Consider the following 24365-nt stretch of genomic DNA (forward strand, 5'->3'; position numbering starts at 1 on the left):
GCACAGCATGTCAGGTCGTATTTCAAAAACCATTGCCGACGGGCTGTTCTCCATTCGCCCGATCGTGCTGCTGCTGTTCGTGGCAGCAACCGTCTTTCTGGGCTTGCAGGCCAGCAAGATTCAGCTCAACACGGATATTCGGAAAATGGTCCCGTTGGGCCATCCCTATATCCAGAACTTCCTTGAGCACAAGGATGATATGAGTCTGGGCAACGATGTGCGTGTCATCGTTGCCGAAACGCAAAGCGACGATATCTTCAATGCGCAGTATATGACTGCACTCAAGGAAATCACCGATGAGGTGTTTGCCCTTGATGGCGTGGACCCGAGCAAGATCAGTTCGCTCTGGACCAGTAATGTGCGCTGGAACGAGGTAACCGAACAGGGCTTCCAGGGCGGTGAGGTGATTCCCGCTGGTTACGATGGCAGCGAGGCCAGCCTGGAAGATCTGCGCACCAATGTTCTGCGTTCGGGCCAGGTAGGCCGCCTGGTGGCGGATAACTTCCAGTCCAGTGTGGTGCATGCGCACTTGCTGGATGCTCTGGGTGATAACGGTGTGGATATTCCTGCCTTGTCCGCCCGGCTGGAAGAGATTCGTCAGACCTACCAGGACAAGTACCCCAACATCCGTATCCATATCGTCGGTCTGGCCAAAAAAGCCGGCGATGTGATGGCTGCGGCAGAAGAAGTAGCCATGTTCTTCTTCTTCACCCTGGCCCTGATCGCGGTACTGTTGCTCATCGATACCCGCTGTTTGCGCAGTGCCATGACGGTGACAGTGTGCTCCTTCGTGGCGGTAATCTGGCAGCTCGGTATTGTCAGCACCCTGGGGTTCACCATTGACCCATACTCCATGCTGGTGCCGTTTCTGGTGTTTGCCATTGCAGTCTCCCACGGCGTGCAAATCGTCAATACCCTGGCCAACTATGCTGCGGAAGGGCAGACCCCGCTGGATGCGGCACGCAATACCTTCCAGTCCTTGTATGTGCCCGGCATGGTAGCTCTGGTTTCCGATGCCATCGGCTTCCTGACGCTCTATATCATTGATGTGGGTGTGATCCGCGAACTGGCCATGGCTGCCAGTATCGGGGTTGCCGTGATCATTATCACCAACCTGCTTGTGGTGCCGACGGTGCTGTCCTATCTGGGTGTGAGCGGTGCTGCCGTGCGCAAGATCCAGGCTGGTGACAAGAAAGAGCACCCACTGGCGGGGCTGTTTGCCCGCTTTACCCGTAAACCCCTGGCGGCCATTTCCATTGTGATAGCCGTAGCCGGTTACGGGGTAGGCATCTACATGAGTCAGGATCTCAAAATCGGTGACCTGGACAAGGGCGCGCCGGAACTGTGGCCGGACCCGTGTGAAGAGATGGATTGCCCGCGCGGTTATGAGCCCAAGCCCCGCTATCGCTATAACCATGACGTGAACTTCCTGGTGTCCAATTATTCCGTCAGCGCGGATGTGCTGGTGGTGATGGGGAAAACGCCGGTGGAGTCTTGTAATACCTACCCGGCCATGGAGACCGTGGACGATTTGTCCTGGACCCTGCGCAGTGTGGAAGGCGTGCAGGATGTGGTCAGTATCGCCTCTGCCACCAAGCTGATCGCTACCAACATGAATGAGGGCTCCCTTAAGTGGGCCACCATTTCACGGGATCAGTATGCGCTCAACAACGTCATGAGCTTCATGCCTGACAGCCTCTACAATCTGGACTGTTCCCTGGCGCCGGTATACGTGTTCCTGGATGACCACAAGGCAGAAACCCTGGATCGCGTTACCGCCGCGGTGGCGGATTTTGCCGAAAAACGTAATAACGAAGAGGTCATCGAGTTCAAGCTGGCGTCAGGTAATGCCGGTGTGGAAGCCGCTACCAACCAGACCATCGAGGCCAACCAGTATCCCATGCTGGCGCTGGTGTACGCGGTGGTATCCATTCTGGTGTTGATTGCCTTCCGCTCCATTCGTGCGGTGATCTGTATCATCGTGCCTCTGGGACTGACATCCATCCTTTGCCAGGCGCTGATGGCGCATCTGGGTATCGGTGTGAAAGTGGCCACCCTGCCAGTGATTGCATTGGGTGTGGGTATTGGTGTGGATTACGGTATTTATATCTACAGCAAGCTGGCCCACTACCTGAAACAGGGGATGGACCTGGAGTCTGCCTACCGGGAAACCCTCAAGACTACCGGCAAGGCGGTGGCCTTTACAGGTATCACCCTGGCGGTGGGCGTGATCTTCTGGGCGTTCAGCTCCATCAAATTCCAGGCGGATATGGGTATCCTGCTCACCTTCATGTTCCTCTGGAACATGATCGGCGCCCTGTGGCTGCTGCCTGCGCTGGGTGCTTTCCTGCTCAAGCCAGAGGCTGGTCATGGTCGTCAGTAGAGCTAACTGACGCGCTGGTTTCTGTTGGTTATTTTTAAGCCCGGCTCCGCCGGGCTTTTTTTATCGGAGGGCGAACCAGGCGGTAAGCCAGCCGACTGGGTTGGAGCGTTGCTCGCAAAGCGAAGCTTGCCGCCAAACCGGCGTCTGCATAGCGGCACTGCGAACCTGTATCCCCGGAGCTATCCGACACAAAGCATCGAAGTGACCGGGTAGCTTGGCTATAATGCCAAAATCTGGACTGTTCCCTGGCGCCGGTATACGTGTTCCTGGATGACCACAAGGCAGAAACCCTGGATCGCGTTACCGCCGCGGTGGCGGATTTTGCCGAAAAACGTAATAACGAAGAGGTCATCGAGTTCAAGCTGGCGTCAGGTAATGCCGGTGTGGAAGCCGCTACCAACCAGACCATCGAGGCCAACCAGTATCCCATGCTGGCGCTGGTGTACGCGGTGGTATCCATTCTGGTGTTGATTGCCTTCCGCTCCATTCGTGCGGTGATCTGTATCATCGTGCCTCTGGGACTGACATCCATCCTTTGCCAGGCGCTGATGGCGCATCTGGGTATCGGTGTGAAAGTGGCCACCCTGCCAGTGATTGCATTGGGTGTGGGTATTGGTGTGGATTACGGTATTTATATCTACAGCAAGCTGGCCCACTACCTGAAACAGGGGATGGACCTGGAGTCTGCCTACCGGGAAACCCTCAAGACTACCGGCAAGGCGGTGGCCTTTACAGGTATCACCCTGGCGGTGGGCGTGATCTTCTGGGCGTTCAGCTCCATCAAATTCCAGGCGGATATGGGTATCCTGCTCACCTTCATGTTCCTCTGGAACATGATCGGCGCCCTGTGGCTGCTGCCTGCGCTGGGTGCTTTCCTGCTCAAGCCAGAGGCTGGTCATGGTCGTCAGTAGAGCTAACTGACGCGCTGGTTTCTGTTGGTTATTTTTAAGCCCGGCTCCGCCGGGCTTTTTTTATCGGAGGGCGAACCAGGCGGTAAGCCAGCCGACTGGGTTGGAGCGTTGCTCGCAAAGCGAAGCTTGCCGCCAAACCGGCGTCTGCATAGCGGCACTGCGAACCTGTATCCCCGGAGCTATCCGACACAAAGCATCGAAGTGACCGGGTAGCTTGGCTATAATGCCGGCCATTATCACAATCCGGGTTGTCCCATGCTGTACTCCCTTGCTCGCCCCCTGTTGTTTTCCCTGTCTGAAGAACATGCCCATGAACTGACTCTGGCCATGCTGCGTAAGCGGGCCGGCAAGTTGTGGCCGGGAAACGTACCGGCTTCGCCACGGGAGGTGATGGGTATCGAGTTCCCCAATCCGGTGGGCCTGGCAGCGGGCCTGGACAAGAATGGTGATTGCATTGACGGCCTGGCAGATCTTGGCTTTGGCTTTATCGAGGTGGGTACGGTCACGCCACGCCCGCAACCGGGTAACCCCCAGCCGCGGCTGTTTCGCCTACCCAGGGCCGAGGCGCTGATCAACCGCATGGGCTTCAATAATCTCGGGGTGGATTATCTGGTCGGTGCGGTCAAACAGAGCCGCTACAAAGGTGTGCTGGGCATCAATATTGGCAAGAACAAGGACACCCCGGTGGAAGATGCGGTACAGGATTACCTGAGCTGCCAGCAGAAGGTCCACGCCTATGCCTCCTATCTGGTGGTGAACGTCTCTTCGCCGAATACCCCGGGCCTGCGTAGCTTGCAGCATGGTGATGCGCTGAATGAATTGCTGGGCACCTTGCGCGAAGCCCAGACCCGGCTGGACCAGCAGCATCGCCGCCGCGTACCGCTGGTGATCAAGATTGCCCCGGACAACAGCGAAGAAGAGCTGCGCGCCATGGGCGAAGCCTTTGTCCAGCACGGCATCGATGGTGTTTGCGTGGGCAACACCACCCTGTCCCGGGAAGGGGTGCAGGGTCTGCCCAGGGGCGATGAACAGGGCGGCCTCAGCGGTGCCCCCTTGAGACCCATCGCCAATCAGGCTCTGGCTACTATGAGTGAGACCCTGAAAGGACGGATCCCGATTATTGGTGTAGGCGGTATCAACAGCGCCGAAGATGCGCTGGAGAAGCAGCGCCTGGGCGCCGATCTGGTACAGATCTACAGCGGCCTGATTTACCAGGGACCCGGGCTGATCGGTGATATCGCCCGGGCCTGGCCGAAAGCTATCTAAGCTACGAGCTACGAGCTACGAGCTACGAGCTACGAGCTACGAGCTACGAGCTACGAGCTACGAGCTACGAGCTACGAGCTACGAGCTACGAGCTACGAGCTACGAGCTACGAGCTACGAGCTACGAGCTACGAGCTACGAGCTACGAGCTACGAGCTACGAGCTACGCTCGATTGGATAGGGAAGGTCTGGAAAGTTCCCAGGGCCTCGTCATTTCTTACGAAGCCGCTGTAGGAGCGGCGCTTGAGCCGCGAACCGTGCGAAGCACGGCATCGTCCGCAGGACGATCAAAGCTAGAAGCTAGAAGCTAGAAGCTAGAAGCTAGAAGCTAGAAGCTAGAAGCTAGAAGCTAGAAATTAAAAAGGGCCCGGGAGGGGCCCTGTGGGTCGGCGCTTGACGCGCCGGCGCGGTGTTGAACTGGTTAAGGTGTTAGCCGATATTTTTCAGGTTCTGAATACTGGAGACCCCCAGCATTCCTTGTGCGAAATCGGTGCGACCTTCGCGCCAACCGCCCATCCAGTTGGTACGAGCACTGAGGGTGCCAAACGGGCATTCTTCACGGGATTTTCCATCGAGGCCGGCGTTGTATCCCCGGCTGTAGGCGCGGTCGTCTTTGTTTCTTTTTTGTCGCTTCATAGACGCTTTCCCTTTCACAGATAGCGGTATTGAAAATGACCCCTGGCAGAGAACAAGGCCAGTTATCAGGGTCGACCATTTCAGTATGGGAAAGCGCTGGGGTAGTGTCGAATATCATGTAGCAATATGGTTCGTGCTTGTTAAGCATATGACGTATAAAGGGCAGCTTGATGACAGTTTGTGTAACGCATTGAAAGTTAAAAAGTTAATTTTTCCGTTGCGCATAAAACAGTCACTTACGAGGTATCAGTAATGGAATTTGTGGCCACCAGCATGCCCGGTATTGCCGAGTTGCTGGCCGATGAACTGTCGTCACTGGGCATATCGGTAACAGAAACCGGTCGTGCCCATGTGGCGTTTAGTGGCGGTAGCGCGGATGCCCTGCGGGTCTGTCTGTGGTCACGGCTGGCCGAGCGGGTGCTGCTGTCCCTGGCGACGTTGGGGGTGACACCGGATATCGCCCCGGAAAAGCTGGCCGCCAGCCAGGACTGGCTGGCCCTGGTGGGCAACGATGCCCCCTTGCATATCCATCTGGAGCACGGGGTGGGCGTTCGTGGCGATAACCGCATCAGCACCAAGCGGTTTATTCAGGCGTTGCCGCCGCAGTTCACGGTATCCCGGGATGCCCGTGGCAGTTGCTGCATCCGCGCCCGGCTGGACCCCAACGAAGCGCACCTGTGGCTGGATCTGGCCGGTGATCCGCTGCACCGGCGCGGTTACCGGTTGGCCGGGGGGCGGGCGCCCCTGCGTGAAACCCTGGCCGCAGCCATGCTGTGGGCCGCCGGTTGGCGCCAGGGCAATCATCCCACTGCGCTGATGGACCCGTTCTGTGGTTCCGGCACCCTGTTGATCGAAGCGGCGCAGATTGCCGCTGGGGCCGATGAACTGTCGTCACTGGGCATATCGGTAACAGAAACCGGTCGTGCCCATGTGGCGTTTAGTGGCGGTAGCGCGGATGCCCTGCGGGTCTGTCTGTGGTCACGGCTGGCCGAGCGGGTGCTGCTGTCCCTGGCGACGTTGGGGGTGACACCGGATATCGCCCCGGAAAAGCTGGCCGCCAGCCAGGACTGGCTGGCCCTGGTGGGCAACGATGCCCCCTTGCATATCCATCTGGAGCACGGGGTGGGCGTTCGTGGCGATAACCGCATCAGCACCAAGCGGTTTATTCAGGCGTTGCCGCCGCAGTTCACGGTATCCCGGGATGCCCGTGGCAGTTGCTGCATCCGCGCCCGGCTGGACCCCAACGAAGCGCACCTGTGGCTGGATCTGGCCGGTGATCCGCTGCACCGGCGCGGTTACCGGTTGGCCGGGGGGCGGGCGCCCCTGCGTGAAACCCTGGCCGCAGCCATGCTGTGGGCCGCCGGTTGGCGCCAGGGCAATCATCCCACTGCGCTGATGGACCCGTTCTGTGGTTCCGGCACCCTGTTGATCGAAGCGGCGCAGATTGCCGCTGGCTGGGCGGCCGGTGCCCAGCGCAAGCATTACGGCTTCCAGCAATGGCGGGGCTGTCGCCGCCAGCTCTGGCAGGACGCCATGGACGAGGCCGCTGAAAGTGCCCGCCAACCGCTCCCGGAGATGTCCATGAAGGGGTTCGATGTGGACGGCCGGGCTATCCAACTGGCTCAGCAGAATGCGGAGCGGGCGGGGGTTCGCCAGGCCATTCACTTCGAACGCCGTGAACTGGGTGCCCTGCGTCCCCGGGATTTTGCCGATCAGGGCCTGCTGGTGGCCAATCCGCCCTGGGGCGAGCGTCTGGATGAACAGCAACAGGCCGGCTGGCTGCATTTTGCCCTGGGTCGTTTGCTGGCCAGGCTGGCGCCGAACTGGCAGGCGGTGTTGCTGGGAGCCGATGCGGAAGTCATGGATCGCTCGGGTATGGATCTGCAGAGCCAGTGGCGACTAAAGAACGGGCCGTTTAACAACTTCATTCGCCTGTATCACTCTCGCCAGCCGGCCCCGGTGGAGGTGGTGACCATCGCCGAGTCATCTGCCTTTGAGGTGCCGGAAGGGGCGCAGCCGCTGGTCAACCGCCTGCGCAAGAATGGCAAACACCTGCGTCGCTGGCTGGAACGCGAAGATATCCAGTGCTATCGCCTCTACGACCGGGATTTGCCCGAGTTCAATGTGGCGGTGGATATCTATGGCGATCAGGTGCTAGTGCAGGAATTCAAGGCGCCGAAAACCGTGGACCCGGAGAAGGCCAAACAGCGCCGGGATCTGGCGGTAACCGCCGTGCGGGCCGCCCTGGGCGTGCATCGGGAGCAGGTGCATCTGCGTACCCGGGAGCGCCAGAAAGGCAACCAACAGTATCAGAAGCTGGATGGCCAGGGACGTTATCGGCTGGTGCGGGAAGGGCAGGCGCATCTGCTCATCAACCTGCAGGACTATCTGGACACCGGCCTGTTCCTCGATCACCGGCCCACCCGGCTGAAGATTGCCGAGGAAGCCAGCGGCAAGCGCTTCCTCAACCTGTTTGCCTACACCGGCTCGGCCACCGTGCATGCCGCTGTGGGGGGCGCGAAACGCACGGTCACCGTGGATGCCTCCAAGCGCTACCTGGAATGGGCGGCCTCCAATCTGGCCGCCAATGGGTTCTCCACCGACCAACACGAGCTGGTACGCGCCGATACCATGCGCTGGCTGGACGAATGCCAGGAGCAGTTTGATCTGGTGTTCTGTGATCCGCCCACCTTTTCCAACAACAAGTCGCGCAGTGACTTCGTGGTGGAAGAGCACCATGGCGAGCTGATCCGCAAGATCATGCGCCGGCTGGAGCCGGGCGGGGTGCTGTATTTTTCCTGCAACTACCGCCGTTTCGAACTCGACCCGAGTATCAGCAAGTGGTATCAGGTAGACGATATTTCCCGCTGGAGCATCCCGGAGGATTTCCGCCGGAATGACAGGATTCATGTCTGCTATGCCATTCGGCATGTGGAGGACTGATGAGCGTAGTGCTTTATACCACGGTGGGCTGCCATCTCTGTGAGCAGGCCCGTGAGCTGGTGTCTACTGTGGCACCGGATCTCACCCTGACACTGGTTGATGTGGCGGAAGACGATGAATTGCTGGCCCGTTATGGCGAGCGCATTCCCGTGCTGATGAAAGAGGGCCGGGAACTTGGCTGGCCATTCAGTCTGCTGGATGTGCAGCAATTTCTGGCTGGTTGAGTGATTGATGCGGGCTTCACAGCGGCAGGCTCATGATTGCTGCTATGAAGACCATCAGCCCAAAGAAACTCCACAAGCGCCAGGCCGATGAAGTCGAAATCTTCTCGGCCTGCCTGTCCGTGTGCACCCTCAAGGTCCGCTTAGGTGATACCTGGTACTGGGTGGCCGACGACAGCGGTAAGATCATGCGTTTCAACGGTCCCGAACACGCCAATAACCAGCTCCAGACCCTGTCCACTGGCACGGCCCATCTGCTGCATCATTCCGCCCATGCGGAAATGGTTGGCCAGCCGGAAGGAGAGGTGATCCCGCCTCTACGGGTGCGCTTTCACTGGCGAAGCCAGGCCTGACCAGTTGGCACCTTGCTCGCAAGGCGAAGGCTTGGTGGAGTTCTCTCTCTCTCTGGAAACTTCGCTTTGCGAGCAAAGTTCCAACGGGTTCTGGTTTCGCTTATCTGAACAGCGATCGCGCGTTTTCACTCGTCATGCCCGCCACCTGGGCCACACCCTGCCCCCGCAAACTCGCCACCCGTTTACCGACCCAGGGCAGCAATGAAGGTTCATTGCGTCGCTTCTTCGGGGGCGGTTCTGGCAGATCCCGCGGCAGCAGATAGGGGGCATCGGTTTCCAGCAACAGCCGGTTATCCGGAATATTGTGCACCAGCTCTGCCAGCGGCTTGCCCCGGCGCTCATCACAGACCCAGCCGGTAATACCGATGTGGCAATCCAGATCGAGATAATCGAAAAGCGCCTGGCGGGAACCGGTAAAGCAGTGAACCACTGCGCCAACAAGATGGTCCCGGTAGGCTTTCAGGATGGGCGCGAAGCGCTCATGGGCATCACGTTCGTGGAGGAACACTGGTAGCCGGTATTCCACCGCCAGGGCCAGCTGTGCCTCGAAGGCACGTTCCTGATCCGGTCGTGGGGAAAAGTCGCGATTGAAATCCAGGCCCATCTCACCGGCGGCCTTTACGTTCTGCTGGCTGAGCAGTTCACGCAGTTCGTTTTCCAGGGCCGGGGAGTAGAAGCGGGCGCTGTGGGGATGTAAACCTGCAGTGGCGAACAGATCGTCGTGTTGACTGGCCAGCGCCATGGCCTGACGGGATTCGTCTACATTGGTGCCGGTGAGCAATTGCCAGGACACCCCGGCGGAGCGGGCTCGTTCCAGCACCTCATTCCGGTCATCCCGGAATTGCTTGTCGGTCAGGTTGACGCCGATATCAGCCCAGTGAACGGGAGCCTTGTCGGGAGAAGTGTTGTGAGGTGCTGTCATCAGGAGCCTGCTCCGCCAGTTGTTCGCGCAGGGATTCTACCCGACGACGGTTGGCACCTAAATCCCAGTAGCCCACTCGAGAGGCGGAGCGCACTTCTACCACGCCGTCTTCGCGGACATAGAAGGTCACATCATCCACGAAGCGCAGTATCCGGCTGGAGAAACGGGCCTGAATACGGGACTGGCCGACCACGTCAAACTCCACACGGGGTAGTTGGCGCAACAGAGCCTGCAGACGGGCCATGCTGGCCTTACGGGTTTCCGCTACCTGTAATGGCGCGACCCGACGCTCTTCATCCGTAGCCAGACTGGACACGCAGTTGGGCGAATCCGGGCAGGGGGCGAGCAGATGCGTATTGGACATGGCGGCAGCACTCATCAATAGCAGAATGGCACTAGAAAGAATTCGGATCACGGATCAGCCCCACGAAAATACCCTCGATGATCAGCTGATCGGCAGGCACTTTAATGGGCTCGTACGCCTCATTGGCGGGTAACAGGGTAGCGCTGGATTTGTTCAACTTTAGGGTCTTCACCGTGACTTCTTCGTCAATGCGGGCAACCACGATCTCGCCGGAGCGAGCCACGTTGGATTTGCGCACGGCAATCAGGTCGCCGTCGAAGATACCCGCCTCGATCATGCTGTCGCCCTGTACCTTCAGCAGGTAGGTAGGCCGTTGCTTGAACAGCCCCTGGGGCACGGGAACCGTACGCTCCACATTTTCGATCGCCTCGATGGGGACCCCGGCAGCTACCTTGCCCACTACCGGTAGTTCTTCTTCCGACCAGAACGCATTGTCGAGTAACTGGATGCCGCGGGAGCGGTCACTATGGAGTTTTATGAAGCCTTTACGCTCCAGCGCTCTCAGATGGTCAGAGGCGGCATTCTTGGACTGGAAGCCCATGATGTCGGCAATTTCCGCGCGAGTCGGTGCCATACCGGTATCGGCGATGCATTCGCGGATACAGTCCAGCACCTGTTGCTGGCGATCGGTGAGTTTGCTGCTCATAACCTTCTCCATGTTTCCCGCAGGATTTCGGTTCCATACCCGGGCGTCATCGACGCTTCTGGCTAACCAGGCTGTCAGCCTTGGCTGACAAACAGTGCTACAAAACCGATGCTAGCATAGGTACTGATAATATGAACAGTGCTATTTGAACAGTTGTTCCTGTCTGTTTTTCGGCGGTTTCGGGAGGATGTCGTTGCCCTGTGAAGACGCGCGCACTAGCATATTGCAGGAAGGTCATAACGGTTGTGGGTCTTTATGTCGATTCGCCGCCAGATCTTCCGATAACAATTCCATCAGACCTGGGGATAGTAGATGGAGCAGGCCAATAATAATGACTTCGGCCAGCAACGGATCCGGCAGTTGTTGTCCGGTGTGCCGTTTTTCAATGAAATTGCCCGCGACGATCAAGATGAGTTTTCTCAACTTGAGCACAACACCCGCCTTTGGGTCGCCGGCTCGGGGGACACGGTCATTCGTGCCGGGGATGTGGATTCCACCCTGTATTTCCTGTTACGGGGGCAACTGGAAGTACTTTCGGAACATGCTGACGAAGCACCCTTGTATTATGTTTCTCCGGGTGAAGTTTTCGGTACCCTTTCCATGCTGCTTGGGACACCGCGCAGCGCCAATATAAGGGTATCCGAGAATGCCCGTGAAGCCGTGCTGGCAAGCCTGGACTTCAACGAGTTCAATGAGGATGAGGGTCCTTATTCACTGACCACCCGGCTGGCTTTCTTCCACATGATTGTCCATCACATTCGCTGGACCCTGGAAGTCAAACGCATGCAATCCCCGGATCACGAGCTGGTCCAGTCCATGCGCAAGCTACCGGTCTTTCACGGGGAAAAAGGCAGCCGTGAAGAACTGGCCGCCCTCAAGGTGCAGGCCCAGGGTCTGGCGGAACTGCTGTGCCGCTGGAATGAAGAAGGAGCGGAAGGGACGGGGGCGTTGCAGCTAACGTGAAGGCAGTTAATAGTGAACAGTGAACAGTGAACAGTGAACAGTGAACAGTGAACAGTGAACAGTGAACAGTGAACAGTGAACAGTTTCGCGGAATAGGTTTCTGCTTTCTGAACGTAAGAGGCCGCGTCCAGGCTATGGGCGCGGCCTCTTACGTTTCAGTCAGGCATGCGCTGGAACGCGCGCTATTAACTATTCACTGTTAACTATTAACTGCCCTTCTGATCAACCTTCACCGCCAACACATCACAATGCGCCCCCGGCACCAGGCCGCGGGCGGTGGAGCCCAGGAGCAGGGCGAGGCCGCTGCGGGTGTGACTGCCAACTACGATCAGGTCGGCGCCCAGCTTGTCTGCCTGGTCGAGGATGGTCTTTTCGATGGAGCCCAGCTCCACGTGGACATTCTCGGCGGGGATCTGATAACGGCCAGCGTAGGTGTCGGCAGTGTCCCTGGCCTGTTTCATCAGGCCGCTTTGCAGGTCGGTTACATCCATGGGCACATCGGCGCCATAGGCCAGTGCCAGGGGTTCGATTACATGGATCAGATGCAGCTCGCCATCATTACCAGAGAGCACCCCGGCGGCCCGGGACAACACCTGGGCAGACTCATCACTGCAATCAATGGCGACCAGAATTCGGCGATAGGGGCTAGTCACGGTTCTCTCCCTGAAACGGTGTCTTTCCCGCAGTATAACGCTCTTTGAGTGGGTTGCCAGAACCTGTTTCTCACCGGGAGGGTTGCCCAACACCCTCTCTCTGGTCTACTACTAAAAAAGGCAGCAGAGCTTGACCCGGCCATACCGGCGCTGTCTAAATAGCGCCCGAAGAAGACTGGCGCCGCCTGTGTGACCGCCATATCGGGGCACTGTAGCCGGTGCGCTCTGTTCAACAAACCGCCGCCATTGAGAACCTGAGAATGGGAAAAACTCTTGTTATTGTGGAGTCGCCTGCCAAGGCCAAGACCATCAACCGCTACCTGGGCGACGACTTCGTAGTGAAGTCCAGCGTCGGCCACGTACGCGATCTGCCGGTCAGTGGTGGCTCCAAGAAGAGCACCCCTCAGGAGCGCGCCAAAGAGGCGGCCTACACCCGCTCCTTGCCCAAGGAAGAGCGTGAAGCCTATAAAAAGAAGAAGGCCAAGGCCCAGTTGATCAACCGCATGGGCGTGGATCCGGAGCACGGCTGGAAAGCCCATTACGAGATCCTTCCCGGCAAGGAAAAGGTGATCGATGAGCTCAAGCGACTTGCCGCCAAAGCCGACCGCATCTATCTGGCGACGGATTTGGACCGCGAAGGGGAGGCCATTGCCTGGCACCTGCGGGAAGTGATCGGCGGCGATGATTCCCGTTTTGACCGGGTGGTGTTCAACGAAATTACCAAGAAAGCCATTCAGGCCGCTTTCGAGCAGCCCGGCAAACTGGATCTGAGCCGGGTGGAAGCCCAGCAGGCGCGCCGTTTCCTGGACCGGGTGGTGGGCTTCATGATCTCGCCCCTGCTGTGGGAGAAGATCGCCCGCGGCCTGTCCGCCGGTCGGGTGCAGTCGGTTGCCGTGGAACTGGTGGTGGAACGCGAGCGGGAAATTCGTGCCTTTATCCCGGAAGAGTTCTGGGAGATGCACAGCGATACCCACAGTGACCAGGGCGAAGCCCTGCGCCTGGAAGTGGCCAAACACAAGGGCGTGAACTTCCGTCCGGACAACGGTGACGATGCGAAACAGCATCGCCAGGCGTTGCTGCAGGCCGGCACACTCACCATCAGCCAGCGCGAGCAGCGGCCCACCCGTTCCAAGCCATCGGCGCCCTTTATTACCTCCACCCTGCAGCAGGCGGCCAGCACTCGCCTTGGTTTCGGGGTGAAGAAGACCATGATGATGGCCCAGCGCCTCTACGAGGCCGGTCACATTACCTACATGCGTACCGATTCCACCAACCTGAGCAGCGACGCGGTGGCCGCCTGTCGGGAATGGATCGGCGAAAAGCTGGGTGACAAATACCTGCCCGAGAAGCCGCTGTCCTACAGCAGCAAGGAAGGTGCCCAGGAAGCTCACGAAGCGATTCGTCCTTCCGATGTGCGCCGCACCTCCGATTCCCTCAAGGACATGGAGCGTGATGCCCAGCGTCTCTACGAGCTGATCCGTCGCCAGTTCATTGCCTGTCAGATGCCGCCGGCGGAATACCTGAGCACCACGCTTACCGCCACCGGCAATGATTACGAGCTGAAGGCCAAGGGCCGCATCATGAAGTTCGACGGCTGGACCCGCATCCAGCCGCCGGCCTCGCGCAAGGGCCAGGAAGATACCCTGTTGCCGGATGTGAAAGAGGGCGACACTCTGACCATCGATCAGGTGGATATCGATCAGCATTTCACCAAGCCGCCGGCCCGTTTCACCGAGGCCAGCCTGGTGAAGGAACTGGAAAAACGTGGCATTGGCCGCCCATCCACCTATGCGGCGATTATCTCCACCATTCAGGATCGCGGTTATGTGCGTCAGGACAACCGCCGTTTCTATGCGGAAAAAATGGGCGATATTGTCACCGACCGGCTGGCGGAAAACTTCCCCAACCTGATGGACTACGGCTTCACCGCCCGCATGGAAGAAACCCTGGATGAAATCGCCGAGGGTCGCCGCAACTGGAAGGATGTGCTCGACGAGTTCTACCGGGATTTTGTCTCCAAACTGGAAGCGGCCCAGGGCGAGGGCAGCGGCAAGCAGGCCATTGGTGGTATGCGCGCCAACCTGCCCACCGATACCGATATCGAGTGCCCCAAGTGCGGTCGCCCCATGCAGATCCGTACCGGTTCCACCGGTGTTTTCCTGGGCTGCTCAGGCTACAGTCTGCCGCCCAAGGAGCGTTGTACCGCCACCCTGAATCTGCTGCCCGGCGAAGAAGCCGAATCGGTGAATGCCGATGACGAGGAAGCGGAAGTCAAGGAGTTGCGCAACAAGAAGCGCTGCCAGAAGTGCGGCACCGCCATGGAAAACTACCTGATCGACGAGAAGCGCAAACTGCACATTTGCGGTAACAACCCGGACTGTGACGGCTATGTGGTCGAGAAGGGCGAGTTCCGCATCAAGGGCTACGATGGCCCGGTGCTGGAGTGCGAAAAGTGCGGCAATGAAATGCAGCTGCGCACCGGTCGTTTCGGCAAGTTCTTCAAGTGCACCAACGAGGCGTGTGGCAACACCCGCAAGCTGCTCAAGAGTGGCGAGCCGGCACCGCCACGGGCGGACCCGATCCCCATGCCGCATCTCAAGTGCGAGAAATACGACGACGATCATTATCTGCTGCGCGATGGTGCCTCCGGCCTGTTCCTGGCGGCCAGCAAGTTCCCGAAAAACCGGGAAACCCGGCCACCGCTGATCCTGGAAATCCAGAGTGTTGCCGAGCAGCTGGATCCCAAGCACAAGTACCTGGCCGAGGCGCCGGCGAAAGACCCGGATGGCAATCCCGGGGTGCTGCGCTACAGCCGCAAGGCCAAAGAGCAGTACGTGATGAGCGAGATCGACGGCAAGGCCACCGGCTGGATGGCCTTCTATCGGGATGGCAACTGGGTCGAGGAACAGACCAAGAAGAAGGCGCCCGCCAAGAAGAAAGCGGCTGCCAAGAAGAAGGCTCCGGCCAAGAAAAAGGCCGCTGCCAAGAAATCCTGACCGCTGATATTTTGTAGGAGCTATGCTCGCATAGCGAACCTGCTTGCGATGGCTCTGGTTTTCGTCACAAGCATAGCTCCTACGGTCAGGCTAACCCGTTATATCCATAGTTTCTGCGAGTTCTCACATGTCCCGAATGGTCCGAGAAAATGCCGTCAGTGGTCTGCGCGAGCGGATCTACTTTGCTCAGGCCCTGCTACGTCAGCTCGTACGCGAACAGGCCGATGCGGTGCCTGCGGTACGCCTGGCCTTGCGTGGTGCTGTGGTATTTCATCTCTATTCGGCCCTGGTCGGTCTGGCTCGCCAGTCTGCCACCACCTATCAGGTAGCCGGTGCCGACCATTTGTTCAGCTTGGCGGCCCTGGTTCAGGCGTTTCGTGATTCCGAAGTGGAAGCCCCGGAAATGGCAATTCTCGGCCAGTCCCTAGCCGACCGCGCAGACCTGGTCGCCTGGCTGGACGGGGAAATGCAAAACGCCATGGGTGCTGCCGGCCTGGCCCGCCGCCCAGCCCCGCCCAGCGACGCCAACGCCCTCAATCTGATGGCGGAAGACCGCTATGCTCCCCTGGCTGAAGGTGACATGGAACGCCTCAGTAATGCCATCCAGCGGGTCAGCGAACTGGTGGAGCATTGTGTGGGGTATCTGGAGGAGTGGTGAGAAAGGCAATTGAGAATGGATAATTGATAACTGCGTGCGAAAGGGTGTAAACAGCTTTTATGTCAGAGGCCGCGACCATAGCTTGGACGCGGCCTCTGACGCTTTAAAAACAGAGAGTGTGCATCGCACGTTATCAATTACCTTTTTCGACTTTCAACTGTCCCCTTGACCGCCTTCACACCCAAACGTATGTTTGAAACGTATGTTTTGAACTCAGGGTAGGGCGCATGGCACAGGCGGGCACGGTAGACCGGATTCTGGATACCGCAGAGGTATTGTTTGCCCAGAAGGGCTTTGCGGAGACCAGTCTGCGTGCCATCACCAGCAAGGCCGGGGTGAACCTGGCGGCGGTGAACTATCATTTTGGTTCCAAGGAAGCCCTGATACAGGCAGTATTCGAGCGCTTCCTGACGCCGTTCAGTGTGGCCCTCGGCGCCAAGCTGGATGAGATGGAAGCCACCGGCATCCCCGACACGCCGGAAAATGTGCTGGGTATTGTCTCCCGTCTGGCGCTGGGTACCCACCCGCAAGACCCCCAGCGCGCCGCCATTTTCTTTCGTCTCTCCGGGCAGGCCTACAGCCAGCCCCAGGGGCATTTGCGTGATTACCTGCACAAACACTACGGCGCCGTCTTCAAGCGCCTGCAAGAGCACCTGCAACGGGCTGTCCCGGACGTGCCGCCCATGGAGCTGTTCTGGCGCGTCCAGTTCAGCCTTGGTGCTGTGATCTTCACCCTGTCAGGCATGCAGTCCCTGCAAGCTATCAGTAAAGCCGATTTCAACCTGGACGTAAGCGCCGCAGATATCACCCGGCGACTGCTGCCGTTCCTGGTTGGCGGTATTCAGGCCGACGTGCCGGAGTAACATGCCTTCCCGTAGGATCGTTTTGTATCGTAATTGCCTGTTCAGTGCGGTTCGCGGCTGCAAGCGGCCGCCTAGGGTGGTTCAATATGCAGGCGTTATTGCCTGAAAAGGATGGTATGGAACTGATCATCAACCTCTCCGAACAATGGTTGGAACTGCGCGGTGAGCGCACCGAGCGGTTTCCCGTGTCCACCGCCCGCAACGGGGCCGGCCAGAGTCAGGGCAGCGAAGCCACGCCGCTGGGTCGCCATCTGGTGCGGGCCCGCTTCGGCGACGGTCTGCCGGAGGGGGCGGTGCTGGCCGGGCGTAAATTCTCCGGGGAGATCTGCAATGGGGACAAGGTTCGTGAACACCCCCAGCGTGATTGGGTGCTTACCCGCATTCTCTGGCTGGGAGGCATGGAACCCGGTCACAATCTGGGCGGCGACGTGGATAGTTTCCGGCGCTTTATTTATATTCACGGCACACCGGACAGCGAGCCCATGGGGACGCCTGCGTCCCACGGTTGCATTCGGATGCGCAACGCGGACATGATTCGCGTTTTTGATCAGGTGCCGGTGGGAACTGCTGTCACCATCACCGAATAATCAGGATTGCCATGCCATCCGTTTCCCCCCTGCTGATGCTCGATCTGGAAGGACTCCAGGTCAGTGATGTGGAGAAAGATCTGCTGGCCCACCCGGGTACCGGCGGGCTGATTCTCTTTACCCGTAACTACCAGGACCGGCAGCAACTGGCGGAGCTGGTCCGCCAGATTCGTGCGGTTCGTCCCGAGATACTGATTGCCGTGGATCAGGAAGGCGGTCGCGTACAGCGTTTCCGTGACGGTTTCGTGCGCCTGCCGCCCATGGCCGCCCTGGGACGCCGTTATGATCAGGCTCCGCAGGCAGCCGTGGGGGAGGCGGCGCTGCTTGGTGAGCTGATGGCCTCGGAGCTGACCGAGCTGGATATTGATCTGAGCTTCGCCCCGGTGCTGGATCTGGACTACGGCACCAGCACCGTGATTGGCGATCGCAGCTTCCATGGTGATGCGGATGCCATGATCGCCCTGGCCGGCGCCTTTATCGATGGCATGAGCGCCGCCGGTATGGCGGCTACCGGCAAGCACTTCCCCGGTCACGGCCATGTGGTGGCGGACTCCCATCTGGAGCTACCGGTGGATCCACGGCCACTGGCCGAGATCGAAGCGGCGGACCTGCGGCCCTTTGTGGCGCTGGCGCCGAAACTGGATGGCATCATGCCCGCCCATGTGATCTACAGTGCGGTGGAAAACCAGACTGCCGGTTTTTCCCGCTATTGGCTGCAGACCCGCCTGCGCGAGCAGATGGGCTTTCGCGGCGTGATCTTCTCCGATGACCTGTCCATGGCCGGCGCCCATGGTGTCGGCGGGTATCCGGAGCGGGCGAGGGCGGCACTGGAGGCCGGTTGCGACATGGTGCTGGCCTGCAACAACCGGCCCGGGGCCGAACAGGTGCTGGACTTCCTTGCTGCTACCCCCTTCAGCGGCCAGGTGCCGGCCAGCGGCCTGCGAGCCCGTCCGCGTCGCCCCATGGAAACCACAAAACGCAACGCTGCCACGGAACTGGCGGCGGCATTGACTGAACTTCGCTAAGGATTCGCATGAACTGGGACTGGAACCAACTGCTGCAATGGCCGAACGTGGAGACCCCCACGGATATCTGGCTGACCCAATTGTTCATCATCGTGCTGTGCACGGTGTCGGTGAACTTTATCCTGATGCGCGTCATTGATGTGCTCGACCGGTTGATCAACAAGACCGAAACCCTGTGGGACGATGCCCTGCTGGAAGCGGCCCGGATTCCTGTGCGGCTGGTGTTCTGGGTCGTTGGCCTGTCGGTATCGGTAGAGCTGTTGCAGGCGGTGACCGAGGAAGCCAATGAGTTATTTGATCTGGCGCCCAAGGGGCGTCAGATCGCCTTTATCCTGATCATCGCCATGTTCCTCAACCGGTTTATCTCCTATACCGAGAAAAACCTGATTGATCCTTCGCGGATGCGTAAACCCATGGATCAGTCCACTGCGGCGGCCATTGCCAAGCTGTTGCGGGTGTCGGTGATCATTACCTCCTTGCTAATCGTGCTGCAGACCCTGGGCTACAGCATTTCCGGTGTGCTGGCTTTTGGCGGCATCGGGGGTATGGCGGTAGCCTTTGCTGCCAAGGACCTGCTGGCCAATTTCTTCGGTGGCATGATGGTCTACCTGGACAAGCCGTTCCGGGTGGGGGACTGGGTGCGCTCACCGGACCGTTCCATTGAAGGCACCGTGGAGAGCATTGGCTGGCGACTGACCTGTATCCGTACCTTCGATCAGCGCCCGCTGTATATCCCCAATGCCATGTTCACCACTGTGGTGCTGGAAAACCCGTCACGCATGCTGAACCGCCGCATCAACGAGAAGATTGGCATCCGCTACGAAGACTGGCAGAAAATGCCGGGTATCGTGGCCGAGGTGAAACAGATGCTGATCGATCATGAAGAGCTGGAAACCGACAGCCGTACGCTGATCGTGAACTTCGACAGCTATGGTGCCTCGCACCTGGAATTTTTTATCTATACCTTCACCAAGACCACCCAGTGGGTCCGTTACCATGAGATCAAGCAGGATGTGCTCATGAAGATCATGACTATCGTCAACGAGCACGGCGCGGAGTTTGCCTTCCCCACGCGCACCCTGCATCTTGTCAGCCACAACGACAATCATCCCGCCACGGGTCTGGAAGACGACAACACCGAGGAAGCACAGCATGTCCATCGCTGAGGAGCTGCAACAGGAACTGATGCGGGTGCGCCGTGACGCCATCGAGCTGCACTCCGCCGATCAGGTTCAGGAAGCCATTGCCAAGTTGGCCTTCGAGGTGACCGAAGCTTATTCCGGCAAGGTACCGGTGATGCTGACCATCATGAATGGCGGCATGATCTTCGCCGCTGAGCTGGTCAAGCGCCTGGATATCCCTCTGGAGATGGACTACCTGCATGCCAGCCGTTATCTGGGAGAGACCACCGGTGGCGATGTGGAGTGGATCGTGACGCCTAACGCCAGTCTGGCCGGCCGGGATGTGCTGATTGTCGATGACATTCTCGATGTGGGCTCCACCCTGCTGTCCATCATCGACGCCTGCAAGGCCCAGGGAGCGGCTTCGGTGAAGACCTGTGTATTGGTGGACAAGCAGCACGATCGCAAGGCAAAACCGGGCCTGAGAGCAGACTTTACCGCCCTGGAAGCAGCGGATTACTACCTGTTCGGCATGGGCATGGACTACAAGGGCTTCTGGCGCAACGCGCCGGGCATTTACGCGGTAAAGGAAAACTGAGCATGTTGGCGTTTATTGGCGGCACTGGCCTTACGCGCATGGATAACCTGCGCATCATCCACAAGCATACGATTTCCACCCGCTTCGGTGAGCCTTCAGCGCCAATCGTGGAAGGGGAGCTGGACGGCCAGAACGTGCTGTTCCTGGCCCGCCATGGCGACCCCCATGTTCTGCTTCCCCATCAAGTGAACTACCGGGCCAATCTGGTGGCACTGAAAGAGGCAGGCGCCACCGCTATTGTGGCGGTGAACGCGGTGGGCGGCATCACAGCCCAGGCGCCCACCGGCGCTCTGGTGTTGCCTGACCAGATTATCGACTATACCTGGGGCCGGGAGATGACCCTGTTCGACGACCCGGCGGAGCCCTTGGTGCACGTGGATTTCAGCTGGCCGTTCGATAGTGCTCTGCGCAATGGCCTGAAGGAAAAACTGGCAGCGTCGGAGCTGAAATGGAACGACGGCGGCTGCTATGCGGCCACCCAGGGACCACGGCTGGAAACCGCCGCAGAAATCACCCGTCTGGAGGGTGACGGCTGCGACATCGTCGGCATGACCGGCATGCCTGAAGCGGTGCTGGCCAGGGAGCTGGCATTGCCCTATGCCATGCTGTCGCTGGTGGTGAATCCGGCAGCGGGTAAATCCAGCCATGAGATCACCATGGCGGAAATCGAAACGGTGATTCACGATGGCATGGCCAATGTGTGCCGGGTGCTGGCGGATTTTGCCGGTAGCTACACCGCCTGATTATAACGGCCGCTGCCTGCTAGCGGCTTTCGCAAGGAGCTTCGCACAGTGACCCTGCTGATCCTCTTCGCCGCCGTTTCCATCGGCTTTTCCTTCCTCTGCTCGATTCTGGAAGCGGCGTTACTGTCGATTACGCCCAGTTTCATTGCCGGCCTGCGGGAAACCCGGCCCAGGCTCTACGAGACACTCCGTTCCTACAAGGACGATATCGACAAACCGCTGTCAGCCATTCTCACCCTCAACACGGTGGCCCATACCGTGGGCGCTACCGGGGTAGGGGCCCAGGTGGCGGTGGTTTTCGGTGAGGCCTGGCTGGGTGCGGCTTCTGCCATCATGACTCTGGCGATTCTGGTGCTGTCGGAAATTATCCCCAAGACCATCGGCGCGAAATACTGGCGTGCTCTGGCGCCCCTGTTGCCTCCGGTGCTCAAGTTCATCATGGTCACACTGATGCCTTTTGTATGGCTGTCCAAGCTGATTACCAGCCGGATTGGCGGCGGTGAGCACGATGTGGAAGTGCGGGAAGAAATCCGTGCACTGGCGGATATGGGCAAGGATCAGGATGCGCTGGACGATAATGAGTTTCAGGTAATCCAGAACATCCTGCGTCTGCATGACATCAAGGTCGGCACCATCATGACTCCGCGCACCGTATGCCGCACGGTGACGCCGGAAATGACCGTGGCCGAGTTCCTGGAAAAAGAGAAGGATCAGCCGTTTTCCCGTTTTCCGGTCATGACGGAGCAAGGTGAAGGCAAGGGCTATATCCACAAATCCGACCTGCTGGGCTGCAATCCAGATCAGACCATGAGCGTACTCGCCCACGAGGTGCCTTTGGTCCATACCAGTATGGGAATCGACAAGTTGTTCCACGCCATGCTGGCCCAGCGCCAGCATATGGCGGTGGTCTATGATGAACACGGTACCTGGGTCGGGCTGATTACCCTGGAGGATATTCTGGAAAGTATTCTCGGCCGTGAGATCATGGACGAAACCGATCACGTGGCAGACTTGCGACTCTATGCCCGCCAGCGCTGGAGCCGGCGGTTGAAAAAGCAGGAAAAGGCGCAATAGGAACCAGTATCAGCCGATTCAGGAGAGGCAACCATGACCGAAATCTACAAGGACAACAGCGAGACCATTGGCAAGACGCCGCTGGTGCGAATCAACCGCATCAGCCAGGGCAAGATTCTCGCCAAGCTGGAATCACGCAACCCGGCAGGCAGCGTAAAGTGCCGTATTGGTTCCTCGATGATCTGGGATGCGGAAAAGAGCGGTAAGCTCAAAGCCGGCATGACCCTGGTGGAACCCACCAGCGGCAACACCGGCATCGCCCTGGCTTACGTGGCGGCGGCGCGGGGGTACGACTTGACCCTGACCATGCCCGATACCATGAGCCTGGAGCGCCGCAAGATCCTGAAAGCACTGGGTGCCAAGCTGGTACTGACTCCTGGTGCCAAAGGCATGCCCGGTGCCATCGCCAAAGCGGAAGAACTGGTCAACGAAAATCCGGAAACATTCCTGATGCTGCAGCAGTTCAACAACCCGGCCAACCCGGAAATCCACGAAAAAACCACCGGCCCGGAAATCTGGGAGGCCACCGGCGGTGATATCGACGTGCTGGTCAGCGGTGTGGGCACCGGGGGCACCATCACCGGCGTGTCCCGCTACATCAAGAACCAGAAGGGCAAGGCTATCATCTCTGTTGCGGTGGAGCCGGATTCCTCCACCATGATCACCGCTGCTCTGAAAGGGGAAGAGCCCACCCACGGCCCCCACAAGATCCAGGGCATCGGTGCCGGTTTCGTGCCGAAAAACCTGGACCTGTCGATGGTGGATCGCTGTGAGCAGGTGAGCAACGACGATGCCATGGCATGGGCCCACAAGCTGATGCAGGAAGAGGGTATCCTCGCCGGCATTTCCTGCGGCGCAGCCATGTGTGTGGCGGATCGCATCAGCCAGTTGCCGGAATTCGCCGGCAAGACCATTGTGGTGGTGCTGCCGGATTCCGGGGAACGCTATCTCAGCTCCCCGCTGTTTGCCGACATGTTCAGTGAGCAGGAACTGAACCAGTAATATCGCAAGCCCCGCCATGCGGGGCTTGTTTGCTCTGGCAGGCGAAAATTACGGCTACTGCTTATGCTATCCTTGCCGCCCAATCAGGAGGTGGTATGGCAGCAGTTGCAGAGGTGGATGTTGTGGTGATCGGCGCCGGTGCGGCCGGACTGATGTGTGCCGCCACGGCTGCCTATCAGGGCCATCGGGTGCTGGTGCTGGATCACGCCAACAAGGCGGGCAAGAAGATCCTCATGTCCGGCGGCGGTCGCTGCAATTTCACCAACCTGAATACCACCCCGGAACACTTCGTCTCCGCCAATCCGCATTTCTGCAAATCCGCCCTCAAGCGCTACAGCCCCTGGCACTTTGTGGAGCTGGTGGAGCGTCACGGCATCGAACACGTGGAAAAAGCGCCGGGGCAACTGTTCTGTGCGGAATCCTCGAAGGAGATTCTCGGCATCCTGCTTACCGAATGCGAATGGGCCGGTGCGGAAGTTCGCCTGAAGACTGAGATTCGCCGGGTAGAGCGGGCAGGGCAGGGCTTTATGCTCTCCACCTCGGCGGGCGCCATTCGCTGCGCAAAACTGGTGGTGGCCTGTGGAGGTCTGTCCATTCCCACCATGGGCGCCACCGGCTTTGGCTACCAACTTGCCGAACAGTTTGGGCTCAAGGTGCTGCCCACCCGTGCCGGGCTGGTGCCGTTTACCCTGCAACCGGATGACAAGGCCTGGTTGTCTGCCTTGTCCGGCATCAGCACTGAGGTGGTGGCCGAGGCCGGTGGCGGTCGTTTTGCTGAACCCATGCTCATTACCCACCGGGGCCTGTCCGGCCCGGCCATGCTGCAGGTGTCCAGTTTCTGGACACCGGGGCAACCGGTAACCGTGGACTGGCTGCCTGGCGTGGCCGACCCCTTCGCTGATCTGGTGGCCGAGCGCAATCAGCATCCCAACCGGGGCATGGAGCGCTGGCTACGGCAGTATTTTTCCCAGCGGCTGGCCGGGGCCCTGGTAGAGCGATTCGGCTGGCAGGGCAACCTGCAGCAGTTCAGCAACGAACGGCTGGCCACTGTCACAGCCACCCTCAAGGGCTGGCAGTTCAAACCCTCCGGCACCGAAGGCTACCGCACCGCCGAAGTGACCCTGGGCGGTGTGGACACCGATGCCATTTCCTCCAAGACCTTTGAGGTGAATGCCGTGCCCGGCCTGCATTTTATTGGTGAAGTCCTGGACGTCACCGGCCAGCTTGGTGGTTTCAATTTCCAGTGGGCCTGGGCCAGCGGCTGGTGCACGGGGTTGGCACTGTAGCATTTTTTCAAGGGGGCCGGGTTATCACCAGGGGCCTGAGCAAACAGGTTTTCCGGTCAGGCGCTGTGCCTGTGTGGTTGAATTCCCCCTCGGCAAGCTGGTAGCCCACCCGTCCATTCCCTGACACAATGAGTCCTGACACCTCAGGCAAA

The 24365-nt window shown here is 59.2% G+C and carries 22 protein-coding genes and 1 pseudogene; 18 read left to right on the forward strand and 5 right to left on the reverse strand.

Annotated elements, in window-relative coordinates; genetic code table 11:
• Window positions 1–7 precede the first annotated feature (7 nt).
• From KZ772_RS01295 to KZ772_RS01305, 3 genes and pseudogenes are all read left to right on the forward strand, one after another.
• Window positions 8–2383, forward strand: a complete 2376-nt coding sequence (locus KZ772_RS01295; protein WP_290538094.1) for an efflux RND transporter permease subunit — start codon at window positions 8–10, stop codon at window positions 2381–2383.
• A gap of 230 nt (window positions 2384–2613) precedes the next feature.
• Window positions 2614–3294 (forward strand): annotated as a pseudogene (locus tag KZ772_RS01300) (efflux RND transporter permease subunit); the annotation flags it as partial.
• A 255-nt stretch (window positions 3295–3549) separates the two neighbouring features.
• The gene (locus KZ772_RS01305; RefSeq protein ID WP_290538095.1) at window positions 3550–4560 is read left to right on the forward strand and encodes a quinone-dependent dihydroorotate dehydrogenase; all 1011 of its coding nucleotides are present in this window, start codon (window positions 3550–3552) and stop codon (window positions 4558–4560) included.
• A 428-nt stretch (window positions 4561–4988) separates the two neighbouring features.
• On the opposite strand, the gene rmf is transcribed toward KZ772_RS01305, so the two are convergent.
• The gene (gene rmf, locus KZ772_RS01310; RefSeq protein ID WP_062816500.1) at window positions 4989–5195 is read right to left on the reverse strand and encodes a ribosome modulation factor; all 207 of its coding nucleotides are present in this window, start codon (window positions 5193–5195) and stop codon (window positions 4989–4991) included.
• 252 nt (window positions 5196–5447) lie between these two features.
• Between rmf and rlmKL the strand changes: the two genes are divergently transcribed.
• From rlmKL to KZ772_RS01325, 3 genes are read left to right on the forward strand one after another with little or no spacing between them, the layout of a single operon-like run.
• Entirely contained in the window at window positions 5448–8138 is a 2691-nt protein-coding gene (rlmKL, locus tag KZ772_RS01315) for a bifunctional 23S rRNA (guanine(2069)-N(7))-methyltransferase RlmK/23S rRNA (guanine(2445)-N(2))-methyltransferase RlmL (protein WP_290538096.1), read from the forward strand.
• Window positions 8138–8362 (forward strand): glutaredoxin family protein, encoded by a 225-nt coding sequence (locus KZ772_RS01320; protein WP_290538097.1) that lies wholly within the window; start codon window positions 8138–8140, stop codon window positions 8360–8362. Before rlmKL ends, KZ772_RS01320 begins: the two co-directional genes overlap by 1 nt.
• Window positions 8363–8406: 44 nt before the next feature.
• A complete protein-coding gene (locus tag KZ772_RS01325; protein ID WP_290538098.1) occupies window positions 8407–8712 on the forward strand; it encodes a DUF6482 family protein in 306 nt (101 codons plus the stop codon).
• A 100-nt stretch (window positions 8713–8812) separates the two neighbouring features.
• Here KZ772_RS01325 and KZ772_RS01330 read toward each other — a convergent pair whose 3' ends face one another.
• From KZ772_RS01330 to lexA, 3 genes are read right to left on the reverse strand one after another with little or no spacing between them, the layout of a single operon-like run.
• Window positions 8813–9634: a TatD family hydrolase gene (locus KZ772_RS01330; protein WP_290538099.1), complete on the reverse strand. Its 822-nt coding sequence runs from the start codon at window positions 9632–9634 to the stop codon at window positions 8813–8815.
• Window positions 9582–10049 carry a DUF1499 domain-containing protein gene (locus tag KZ772_RS01335; RefSeq protein WP_290538100.1) on the reverse strand — a complete coding sequence of 156 codons (468 nt, stop codon included), beginning with the start codon at window positions 10047–10049 and terminating at the stop codon, window positions 9582–9584. Before KZ772_RS01335 ends, KZ772_RS01330 begins: the two co-directional genes overlap by 53 nt.
• Window positions 10030–10644, reverse strand: a complete 615-nt coding sequence (gene lexA, locus KZ772_RS01340; protein WP_290538101.1) for a transcriptional repressor LexA — start codon at window positions 10642–10644, stop codon at window positions 10030–10032. The genes KZ772_RS01335 and lexA overlap by 20 nt, the downstream gene beginning before the upstream one ends.
• Window positions 10645–10956: 312 nt before the next feature.
• On the opposite strand from lexA, the gene KZ772_RS01345 reads away from it, so the two are divergent.
• The gene (locus tag KZ772_RS01345) at window positions 10957–11607 is read left to right on the forward strand and encodes a cyclic nucleotide-binding domain-containing protein (RefSeq protein WP_290538102.1); all 651 of its coding nucleotides are present in this window, start codon (window positions 10957–10959) and stop codon (window positions 11605–11607) included.
• 206 nt (window positions 11608–11813) lie between these two features.
• Here KZ772_RS01345 and KZ772_RS01350 read toward each other — a convergent pair whose 3' ends face one another.
• Complete coding sequence (locus KZ772_RS01350) at window positions 11814–12260, reverse strand: universal stress protein (RefSeq protein ID WP_290538103.1); 447 nt, start codon at window positions 12258–12260, stop codon at window positions 11814–11816.
• A gap of 260 nt (window positions 12261–12520) precedes the next feature.
• Between KZ772_RS01350 and topA the strand changes: the two genes are divergently transcribed.
• From topA to KZ772_RS01405, 11 genes are all read left to right on the forward strand, one after another.
• A complete protein-coding gene (gene topA, locus KZ772_RS01355) occupies window positions 12521–15256 on the forward strand; it encodes a type I DNA topoisomerase (RefSeq protein ID WP_290538104.1) in 2736 nt (911 codons plus the stop codon).
• Between the two features lie 127 nt (window positions 15257–15383).
• Window positions 15384–15914 (forward strand): hypothetical protein, encoded by a 531-nt coding sequence (locus KZ772_RS01360; protein WP_290538105.1) that lies wholly within the window; start codon window positions 15384–15386, stop codon window positions 15912–15914.
• 227 nt (window positions 15915–16141) lie between these two features.
• Window positions 16142–16777 carry a TetR/AcrR family transcriptional regulator gene (locus KZ772_RS01365; RefSeq protein ID WP_290538106.1) on the forward strand — a complete coding sequence of 212 codons (636 nt, stop codon included), beginning with the start codon at window positions 16142–16144 and terminating at the stop codon, window positions 16775–16777.
• A gap of 86 nt (window positions 16778–16863) precedes the next feature.
• Window positions 16864–17364, forward strand: coding sequence for a L,D-transpeptidase (locus tag KZ772_RS01370; RefSeq protein ID WP_290538107.1), 501 nt, complete (start codon window positions 16864–16866; stop codon window positions 17362–17364).
• Between the two features lie 11 nt (window positions 17365–17375).
• Window positions 17376–18389 (forward strand): beta-N-acetylhexosaminidase, encoded by a 1014-nt coding sequence (gene nagZ / locus KZ772_RS01375; protein ID WP_290538108.1) that lies wholly within the window; start codon window positions 17376–17378, stop codon window positions 18387–18389.
• A gap of 8 nt (window positions 18390–18397) precedes the next feature.
• Window positions 18398–19555 (forward strand): mechanosensitive ion channel family protein, encoded by a 1158-nt coding sequence (locus tag KZ772_RS01380; RefSeq protein ID WP_290538109.1) that lies wholly within the window; start codon window positions 18398–18400, stop codon window positions 19553–19555.
• Window positions 19542–20108, forward strand: a complete 567-nt coding sequence (locus KZ772_RS01385) for a hypoxanthine-guanine phosphoribosyltransferase (RefSeq protein WP_290538110.1) — start codon at window positions 19542–19544, stop codon at window positions 20106–20108. Before KZ772_RS01380 ends, KZ772_RS01385 begins: the two co-directional genes overlap by 14 nt.
• Before the next feature lie 2 nt (window positions 20109–20110).
• A complete protein-coding gene (locus tag KZ772_RS01390) occupies window positions 20111–20851 on the forward strand; it encodes an S-methyl-5'-thioinosine phosphorylase (protein ID WP_290538111.1) in 741 nt (246 codons plus the stop codon).
• A gap of 48 nt (window positions 20852–20899) precedes the next feature.
• On the forward strand, window positions 20900–21925 hold the full coding sequence (locus KZ772_RS01395) for a CNNM domain-containing protein (protein WP_290538112.1): 1026 nt from the start codon (window positions 20900–20902) through the stop codon (window positions 21923–21925).
• A gap of 33 nt (window positions 21926–21958) precedes the next feature.
• Window positions 21959–22927: a cysteine synthase A gene (gene cysK / locus KZ772_RS01400; RefSeq protein WP_290538113.1), complete on the forward strand. Its 969-nt coding sequence runs from the start codon at window positions 21959–21961 to the stop codon at window positions 22925–22927.
• A 95-nt stretch (window positions 22928–23022) separates the two neighbouring features.
• Complete coding sequence (locus tag KZ772_RS01405) at window positions 23023–24213, forward strand: NAD(P)/FAD-dependent oxidoreductase (protein WP_290538114.1); 1191 nt, start codon at window positions 23023–23025, stop codon at window positions 24211–24213.
• Window positions 24214–24365: the final 152 nt, after the last annotated feature.

This window comes from Alcanivorax sp. (assembly GCF_019431375.1).
Classification (GTDB): domain Bacteria; phylum Pseudomonadota; class Gammaproteobacteria; order Pseudomonadales; family Alcanivoracaceae; genus Alcanivorax; species Alcanivorax jadensis_A.

Bases quoted from the DNA above. Each gene is read 5' to 3' on its own strand.
- KZ772_RS01330 (WP_290538099.1), bottom strand. From the start codon at position 9,634: ATGACAGCACCTCACAACACTTCTCCCGACAAGGCTCCCGTTCACTGG.
- KZ772_RS01295 (WP_290538094.1), top strand. From the start codon at position 8: ATGTCAGGTCGTATTTCAAAAACCATTGCCGACGGGCTGTTCTCCATT.
- KZ772_RS01365 (WP_290538106.1), top strand. From the start codon at position 16,142: ATGGCACAGGCGGGCACGGTAGACCGGATTCTGGATACCGCAGAGGTA.
- topA (WP_290538104.1), top strand. From the start codon at position 12,521: ATGGGAAAAACTCTTGTTATTGTGGAGTCGCCTGCCAAGGCCAAGACC.
- lexA (WP_290538101.1), bottom strand. From the start codon at position 10,644: ATGAGCAGCAAACTCACCGATCGCCAGCAACAGGTGCTGGACTGTATC.
- KZ772_RS01380 (WP_290538109.1), top strand. From the start codon at position 18,398: ATGAACTGGGACTGGAACCAACTGCTGCAATGGCCGAACGTGGAGACC.
- KZ772_RS01385 (WP_290538110.1), top strand. From the start codon at position 19,542: ATGTCCATCGCTGAGGAGCTGCAACAGGAACTGATGCGGGTGCGCCGT.
- KZ772_RS01325 (WP_290538098.1), top strand. From the start codon at position 8,407: ATGAAGACCATCAGCCCAAAGAAACTCCACAAGCGCCAGGCCGATGAA.
- KZ772_RS01370 (WP_290538107.1), top strand. From the start codon at position 16,864: ATGCAGGCGTTATTGCCTGAAAAGGATGGTATGGAACTGATCATCAAC.
- KZ772_RS01405 (WP_290538114.1), top strand. From the start codon at position 23,023: ATGGCAGCAGTTGCAGAGGTGGATGTTGTGGTGATCGGCGCCGGTGCG.
- KZ772_RS01305 (WP_290538095.1), top strand. From the start codon at position 3,550: ATGCTGTACTCCCTTGCTCGCCCCCTGTTGTTTTCCCTGTCTGAAGAA.
- KZ772_RS01345 (WP_290538102.1), top strand. From the start codon at position 10,957: ATGGAGCAGGCCAATAATAATGACTTCGGCCAGCAACGGATCCGGCAG.
- rmf (WP_062816500.1), bottom strand. From the start codon at position 5,195: ATGAAGCGACAAAAAAGAAACAAAGACGACCGCGCCTACAGCCGGGGA.
- nagZ (WP_290538108.1), top strand. From the start codon at position 17,376: ATGCCATCCGTTTCCCCCCTGCTGATGCTCGATCTGGAAGGACTCCAG.
- KZ772_RS01390 (WP_290538111.1), top strand. From the start codon at position 20,111: ATGTTGGCGTTTATTGGCGGCACTGGCCTTACGCGCATGGATAACCTG.
- cysK (WP_290538113.1), top strand. From the start codon at position 21,959: ATGACCGAAATCTACAAGGACAACAGCGAGACCATTGGCAAGACGCCG.
- KZ772_RS01320 (WP_290538097.1), top strand. From the start codon at position 8,138: ATGAGCGTAGTGCTTTATACCACGGTGGGCTGCCATCTCTGTGAGCAG.
- rlmKL (WP_290538096.1), top strand. From the start codon at position 5,448: ATGGAATTTGTGGCCACCAGCATGCCCGGTATTGCCGAGTTGCTGGCC.
- KZ772_RS01360 (WP_290538105.1), top strand. From the start codon at position 15,384: ATGTCCCGAATGGTCCGAGAAAATGCCGTCAGTGGTCTGCGCGAGCGG.